Raw genomic sequence first — 7972 nt, 5'->3', positions numbered from 1 at the left:
ACCATCATGACCTTCATTTGAATACGCTTTCTACGTCTCATGATGAACCTCCTTTGTGTAGTTTTTTGTCATATCTACCTGATATGTAAGTCCGAACAGTTATCTTGAACTCAATATATCATAAATGAGAAAATTTATCAATAAGAAAATGTTCTTTAAATATTCATCTTTATTTAGTATGATATTATTCATAGACTCACAATAATTATTTTAGGAGGCTTATTATGAATAAATTATTCCGATTCACTGCGGCGGCTTTACTTGTTGCATCCTTTGGCGTATTAGGTAATTATACAGCTGATGCGGCTAAGTTCTTAGAATCTCCGCGCGAAGTGGAAATTGTAAAACCTGAGTTGCCTGAGGTTCCTCAAACAGCTACAGTAGCGCCTAATATGCGTGTACGATTCTTGATTGATAAAAAAGGAAATGTAAAAAACGTATTCGTAGAACGTTCCTCTGGCTATGCTCCAATTGATGAAGCTGTGAAAAAAGCCATTCTACAATGGAAATTTACACCTGCTATCGGCGTAGACCAAAAGGCTCATGAATCTATTATTGGGATGACAATTACTCTACCTAAACAAGCTGTAACAGCTAAATAAGGAGAATGTGATGAATAAAGTGTTGCGTTGTACTGTATTAAGCGCATTGTTTGCAACGAGTATGGCAGCCACTGTGTTGGCGGCTCCATTTCAATTGCCTGTAGCGATATCTACACCATCTGTAGATCAAATTAATATTGCTGGTTATGGCGATTCGATTCAAAGTGCAGATGTGCGTTTTACCATCAATGAAGATGGCTCTGTAGGGGACGTAGAGGTTGTAAAATCTAGTGGGGTTACTGCTCTTGATGAGGCTCTTGTTGAGAAAATCTCCACATGGCGTTTCAACCCGGCTACAGACTCCAATGGTAATCCTGTAGCATCTTCTAAAACTGAATATATTGATTTTAGAAACTAATCAAAGGCGCTCATACTTAGTATGGGCGCTTTTTTTAGAATCTTTCAAATATATCTAAATATGTATCTATGGCAACTGAAAATTACTTTCAAAATTGATATACTAAAAATAGATTATTCATAGAAATAACATATTGAGTATAGTAATAGCATTGACCCATGGAGGTATAAGCATATGAATCCATTAAAGCAAAAGCTAGACATTAATAACGAACGGTACAGAATTATTGTATCTATTAAAGAGGATTATTTAGACGGCAAATTATCCTTAGAAGAGGGTAACCGTATTTTGAAAGAAAAATTAGGTACTTGCACGCCTGATGAGTTTGCCTATGCAGAGCAAAGTTTGAAAGGTGTATATAAGGATGAAGAAATACTAGATAAGATGGATGATTTATTGAATTTATTTGACGGTGTGTTGGTGCGTGCCGAAAATGAGTACCCTGAAAATCATCCATTGTGGGTGTACTTAGAAGAAATTAATGCTGTTGAAAAGGTAGCTCTTGAAGCGGATGAATTGTTAAAGCAAGATAAGTTTATTAAAAATCCGTGGCTTGGCGTATTTGACTCCCTAGCACAATGGCGTATACATCTATCTCGTAAACAAAATCAATTATATCCAATGCTTGAAGAACATGGTTTTGATCGTCCTACCCGTATTATGTGGACCTTTGACGATGGCGTGCGCGATGCCATCTCTGCGTCCTATGCATTGCTTCGTGAAGATAAATACGAAGAATTTTTAGCGTCTGTACCAGATACATTGGCGAAATTGCGCGATTTAAACTCTAAAGAGTTAGAAGTATTATTGCCAACATCCTTTAAATTACTAAGCGATGAAGAATTTGTGCGCATGAGCAAAAATGATCATGAAATTGGTTATGCTATCATTAATCCTCCTGGTTTGTATGTAGTGGCAGGCATCAACGATTCTGCAGCTCAATTAAATGGAAATACTGCTAGTCAAAACGGTGCAGTATCTAATGAGTTCCTAAATGATTTAGCTGGATTATTGTCTAAATATGTAGGTCCTGTAGGTGGGGCACAAGTTGGCAAGGATACAGTCCTCGACGTAGCCACAGGCAAATTGACTCTAGAACAAATCAATCTATTGTTCCGTCATCTTCCTGTAGATTTGTCTTATGTAGATGAAAACGAACTTGTTAAGTTCTACAGCGATACGCCACATCGTATATTCCCTCGCAGTGCCAATGTTATTGGACGTGAGGTCAAGAATTGTCACCCTGCAAAGTCCGTTCATGTTGTAGAAGAAATCGTAGAGAAATTCCGATCTGGTGAGCAAAGCCAAGCTGAATTCTGGATCAATAAACCGGGATTATTCATCTATGTTATCTATACAGCAGTACGCGATGAACATGGTAAATTCCGCGGTGTCTTAGAAATGATGCAAGATTGCACTCATATACGTGAGCTTGAAGGGTCTCGTACATTGTTGACGTGGGATAAGACAGATTTTGTAGGAAATGCAGGAAATAGTACTGGTAAGGGTAATGATACTGATAAATCCTTAGCTCAAGAGGCTGCAGAAGAAGTAGATGAAGAACCTCTCACTACCGATGCTGACGGTCGTTTCCATATCGATGCAAAGACAACTCTATCTAACTTGATTAAGCAAAGCCCTGAAGTGGTAGATTATTTGATTTCTTTGAATCCTAAATTTGAGAAGTTGAAAACACCGATGGTAAAGGTTATGGCTAAGGTGGCTACTATTAAGATGATCGCAGAGCGTGGTGATTTTAATGTAGATGATTTGGTCGGTAAAATCGATTCTTTTATTAATAGAAATAAAAAGTAAACTAGAAAATAGATATAGAGGATATATTTGGAACTTGAATTTAGAAGATAAATATTTGTTTTTCTAGAATAAAAGGCTAGGTCATATGACCTAGCCTCATTTTATTTTTTTATTAGTTGATGTATATTCAGTTAGCTCTTTTATATTAATCATTATTAGGATAAATTCAATAAAACAGATAGAGTTATTAAAATATTTTATATAAAATGTGTTGCACTAATTCGAAATAAGCATGCATTAATTTCTTATAATTCATCTGTTTTGTGTATACAAATTTGTCTGAAAAGGGTACAATAAAACATAATGAAAGTATTTGCGGATGCAGTATTTTCTTATCTTAAACTACTTTTACAAGAGAAATTACGTATATATTAAAGGTGAGGATCTGGATACTATGTCGACACGACGCGTTTGGAAGCAAAGTGAAATTAAAACAAACCCATTATTTTCTAAGATGCGCAGTACTATTGAAACTGCATTTTATGGAAACAATGTAACGCCTATTACATCTGTGGCACAAGCGTACCAATTTGCCACTGAAGAACCTGGCGTTATCGTCCTCGATATGCCTGTATATAAACCATGCGAGCAAGGTTTGCCAGCTGATGCAAAGGTACTTGTTACAAACGATGGTAAAACTACAGGTCGCTATGCAAAAGCTCGTCGCATTATTGGCGATGAAGGCATTGACGAAGTGGAACTTGCTAATATTGCACGTGATGCAGTCTATGATAGCCGCGGTAAAGAATGGCTTTCTGCTGATACTATCGTAGGTCTTGATAAAAAATTTACTGCTCGTGCTCATTTGATGATTCCAAAAGATCACGCATCTATTTTGTATTCTTGGATCATGAACTTTAAGTTCTTTGATGCAGCTGTAAAAGAATTCTACAATGATAGCGTAGAAATTCCAGAAGGCGACATTTATATCTATTCTGATCCTGACTATGTGGTACCAGGTCATCCAGGTGGGCTTGCTATTTTTGATCCAGCTCATAACTGCGCTATGATTCTTGGTATGCGTTACTTCGGTGAGCATAAAAAAGGTACCCTTACATTGGCGTGGTCTTTGGCGAACCGATTCGACTATGTAGCATGCCACGGCGGTATGAAACGTTACAATCTTGATAATGGTAAAAGCTACACTATCGGTGTATTTGGCTTGTCCGGTTCTGGTAAATCTACATTAACTCATGAAAAGCATGATGGTCGTTATGATATTTCTATCTTGCATGACGATGCGTATATCATCAATACTAATGACTTGAGTTCTATTGCTCTTGAACCTACATATTTTGACAAAATGCAAGACTATCCTGTGGAACATCCTGCTAATGAATTCTTGTTGACTCTACAAAATGTTGGCGTAACTATGGATGAGGATGGCCGTAAGGTTGTGTTGGCAGAAGATGTGCGTAATAATAATGGTCGCGCTATTAAATCTCAATTCTGGACAGATAATCGTGTAAACTACGTAGATCAACCAGTTAATGCCATTGTATGGCTTATGAAGGATAAAACGTTGCCACCAATCCTTAAAATTGATGACCCTGTTTTGGCATCTACAATGGGCGCAACACTAGCTACACGTCGCTCTACTGCTGAAAAGCTGGATGCTCACGTTGATCCAAATGCACTTGTTATCGAACCATATGCAAATCCATTCCGTACATATCCATTGGTTCGTGACTATGAAAGCTACAAAAAATTGTTCTCTGAATGTGGTGTACAATGCTACATTATGAATACAGGCTTCTTCTTGGAAGACAAAATTCCTAAAGAGGTAACTCTTGATTTATTGGAACGTTTGGTAGAAGGCACATTGGACTTCAAACCATTCTATAAATATGAAAATCTCTCCTATGTAGAGGTTCCTGGTTTCGAACCACCATTCCAAGTGCGTGAATACCATCACCAACTACACAAAGCATTCGAGTTCCGCTATGACTATGTAGAAAAACTCATCGGTCATAAAAACGAATTGCCACAAGAAGTATTGGATGTACTTAAAACATTAATGTAAGGTGAGCTAAACACTCAAATAAAAGTGAATTAAATACTCAAATACAATTGAACTAAATACTCGAATTAAAGGCCCTCCGTCTGGAGGGCTTTTTTATGTATAATTGTTATAATTCTAGAACCGATATATTATCTTGTGATTAATGGATAACAGATTTTTGATTAATGAAGAATAGATTTTGAATTAATGAATAAAATAGATTCTAGATTTATGAAACATAGTCTTTGGTTTACACAATATAACTTGTATTTTAGTAATAAATAGTTATAATTAAATAATAATGTTTTGTTATAAGGTGTTTCTATGGATATAAAGGATATTAAATATATAAGTACCATCGTCGAGATGACATCGTTCTCAAAGGCATCTAAAAAACTATATATTTCTCAGCCTGCATTAAGTCAAAGTATTCGTCGTATCGAGGCTGAGTTAGGAGTACCTTTATTTGCTCGAGATCGTACAAAGGTTGTTCCAACGGCGGCAGCATTACAGATTGCTAAAGAGGGGATGCCCTTAGTAGGAAAGGTAGAGGCTTTAACGCAGTCTATCATTAATCAAGGGTCTGATGCGGCTTACCATGTTCGTATTGGGTTGTCTCAATTCTATGGCCACCATATGTTGGGAAAAACATTGAAGAGCTTTCAACAAATTGAACCTTCTTGGGAATTCCACGTAGTAGAAGGAGAGTCCCATTTTTTGGAACAACAAATTTGTGATGGCTTGGTAGATGTAGGGTTGTTTCCTACACCGATTTATTCTCAAGCTCTTGAAAGCTATCCTGTACTAGATGAGCAAATTCTATTGGCCGTTAGTGTAGAAAATAAAAAAGCCATAGCTATTGCTGATTCGCTTATGACACCGGATGGAATTCATGAAATAGCACCCTTTGGAACATTTCCGTTTATTCTCATAAGAGAAGGCCTTAAGTTGCGAACTTTGGTAAATCGTCTATGTCAGGCTGAATCTTTCGTACCTAAAGCAGTTATTGGGTCAGAAAATCTTGATACTTGTCGATCCTTGGTAGAGGATGACTATGGTATTACATTCTTACCAAGCACGTTAAATAGCAAGGGCGATGATGATAAAGTTAAATTTTATCCTCTTGCATCAAAACTTTGTTTCCGTCAGTTGGTATTAGTTGCCAGATCGGATAGAGCTAAGCGATTCCATCTAGCTGAAGTAGCACAGATTATGCAACAATTTTTATAAATTATACATATGGAGCTATTAGGATGGTATAGCTTTAGGATACATATAAACATATATATTGATAAAAAAATACACATATATAGATTAAAGAGGTTAATTCCTTAAAATAAAAGGAATTAACCTCTTTTGGTTTTATGAAAGGAATCTGAAGTTATCGAATTTGATGAATATAGTTAATACAATAGTTTGTAGGCATAAATGAGTCAAAAATTTCTCAAAATTTAATTGACAAATGTCCTTTCAGAAAATATACTTATAGTAGTTTAAAACATATTTTGGAGATAGGATTTAAAACCCATCGTTGAGGTGGAATTAACTTGCATAAAAGTAGAATATGTTTTCTTATTAGTATTAGTTGGCCTACGTAGGCCCCTAGGAGGATTATTATGAGTAAAGATGTGGAAAATAAAAATACCCATGATCACAGCCATGGCGAACATCATCACCATCATGATCATGACCATCATCATCACCATCATGATCATGACCATCATCATGACCATGATCACTGCCATTGTGGCGGTCACCATCACGATCACGACCATGATCACCATCATGACCATGACCATAGTCATGGCAAAGCGTTGCCTACGGATAAATGGGTGCCACACACTCATGAACCAGGGGTACCTCATGAACATGGCGTAAACGACTACATGAAAGCCGTTGCAGAATATCGTAAAACTTGGCCTACAAAACAAGATGTTATCGAACAAACACCAGATCCTGCTGTACGCGAAATGATTCTTCGCATGGAGCAAATTGGTTGCGATACAGTATTTGACCGTTTTGATAAACAACAACCACAATGTACATTCGGTATTGCCGGCGTATGTTGCCGTATTTGTTTCATGGGTCCATGTAAAATTACACCTAAGAGTCCTCGCGGTGTCTGCGGTGCCGATGCTGACCTTATCGTAGCTCGTAATATGACACGTGCTGCAGCAGGTGGTTTGACTCAACATGGTGCGCATGCTCGTGAAATTTTGATTTCTTTGAAAGCTGCTGCTAATGACCAATTGGATATTCCAATTATGGGCGAAGAAAAAATTCGCACTGTATGTAAAGCTTTCAACATTCCTGAAGAAGGCCGTTCCTTAAAAGAAGTGGCAAATGACTTGGCAGATGTATTGCTTGAAGATTTGAGCCGTGCATTGCCTGGCGAATATAAAACTATTACAGCAATGGCTCCTGCTGAACGTCGCGAAGTTTGGAAAAACTTGGATATCTTGCCTATTTCCGCGTACAATGAAGCATTTGATGCATATCATCGTACATGCGTAGGTACAGATGGCGATTGGGAAAGCAACATGAAACAATTCTTGCGTTGTGGCCTTGCTTTCACATTCACTGGCGTAGTAGCTGCAGACATCGCAACAGACGCATTGTTCGGTCTTGGTGGTCGTCGTACATCTAAAGTTAACATTGGCGCTTTGAAAAAAGGTTATGTTAACATCGCTGTTCATGGTCACTTGCCAACATTAGTATCCCAAATTTGTAAAATTGGTGCTTCTGAAGAGTACTTAGAAAAAGCAAAAGCCATCGGCGCTAAAGGTATCCAATTCTACGGCATCTGCTGCTCTGGTTTGTCCAGCATGTACCGTTATGAAAATGTTATTCCATTGTGTAATGCTATCGGTGCTGAACTTGTACTTGGTACAGGCGCTCTTGATTGCTGGGTAGCTGACGTTCAAGACGTTTACCCTGCTATTATGGACGTAGCACGTTGCTTCAATACAAAAGTTATCACTACATCTGATGCAGCTCGTTTGCCAGGTGCAGAACATATCGGTTACGATCATCACCACACTAATTTGGCTGAAACAAAAGATTTGGCTCGTAAAATCTTGGATCGTGCTCTTGAAGCTCATGAATTGCGCAAAGGTATGCCTGTATTCATTCCACCATATGAAATCACTGCAGAAGTTGGTTTCTCTCCAGAATCCACTGTTAAACATTATGGTT

Annotated in this window: 6 protein-coding genes; all 6 read left to right on the top strand. The window is 37.7% G+C overall.

From position 1 onward, the window contains the following. The first annotated feature begins 224 nt into the window (after window positions 1–224). Complete coding sequence (locus QZ055_RS06910) at window positions 225–602, top strand: energy transducer TonB (RefSeq protein ID WP_119208833.1); 378 nt, start codon at window positions 225–227, stop codon at window positions 600–602. 10 nt (window positions 603–612) lie between these two features. Continuing rightward, window positions 613–960, top strand: a complete 348-nt coding sequence (locus QZ055_RS06905) for an energy transducer TonB (RefSeq protein WP_105090063.1) — start codon at window positions 613–615, stop codon at window positions 958–960. A 174-nt stretch (window positions 961–1134) separates the two neighbouring features. After that, complete coding sequence (locus tag QZ055_RS06900; protein ID WP_295825548.1) at window positions 1135–2775, top strand: PAS domain-containing protein; 1641 nt, start codon at window positions 1135–1137, stop codon at window positions 2773–2775. Window positions 2776–3169: 394 nt separating this feature from the next. Next, complete coding sequence (locus tag QZ055_RS06895) at window positions 3170–4798, top strand: phosphoenolpyruvate carboxykinase (ATP) (RefSeq protein ID WP_295825546.1); 1629 nt, start codon at window positions 3170–3172, stop codon at window positions 4796–4798. A 303-nt stretch (window positions 4799–5101) separates the two neighbouring features. Then, the gene (locus tag QZ055_RS06890; protein WP_295825544.1) at window positions 5102–6007 is read left to right on the top strand and encodes a LysR family transcriptional regulator; all 906 of its coding nucleotides are present in this window, start codon (window positions 5102–5104) and stop codon (window positions 6005–6007) included. A 386-nt stretch (window positions 6008–6393) separates the two neighbouring features. Then, on the top strand, window positions 6394–7972 hold a 1579-nt coding region (locus tag QZ055_RS06885; protein ID WP_295825541.1), incomplete at its 3' end, for a carbon monoxide dehydrogenase.

Source organism: uncultured Veillonella sp. (assembly GCF_905209685.1).
Classification (GTDB): domain Bacteria; phylum Bacillota; class Negativicutes; order Veillonellales; family Veillonellaceae; genus Veillonella.
Note: the sequence above shows the minus strand (reverse complement) of the source record. Positions and strands in the feature narration are given on the sequence as shown.

Bases quoted from the DNA above. Each gene is read 5' to 3' on its own strand.
- QZ055_RS06900 (WP_295825548.1), top strand. From the start codon at position 1,135: ATGAATCCATTAAAGCAAAAGCTAGACATTAATAACGAACGGTACAGA.
- QZ055_RS06895 (WP_295825546.1), top strand. From the start codon at position 3,170: ATGTCGACACGACGCGTTTGGAAGCAAAGTGAAATTAAAACAAACCCA.
- QZ055_RS06910 (WP_119208833.1), top strand. From the start codon at position 225: ATGAATAAATTATTCCGATTCACTGCGGCGGCTTTACTTGTTGCATCC.
- QZ055_RS06905 (WP_105090063.1), top strand. From the start codon at position 613: ATGAATAAAGTGTTGCGTTGTACTGTATTAAGCGCATTGTTTGCAACG.
- QZ055_RS06890 (WP_295825544.1), top strand. From the start codon at position 5,102: ATGGATATAAAGGATATTAAATATATAAGTACCATCGTCGAGATGACA.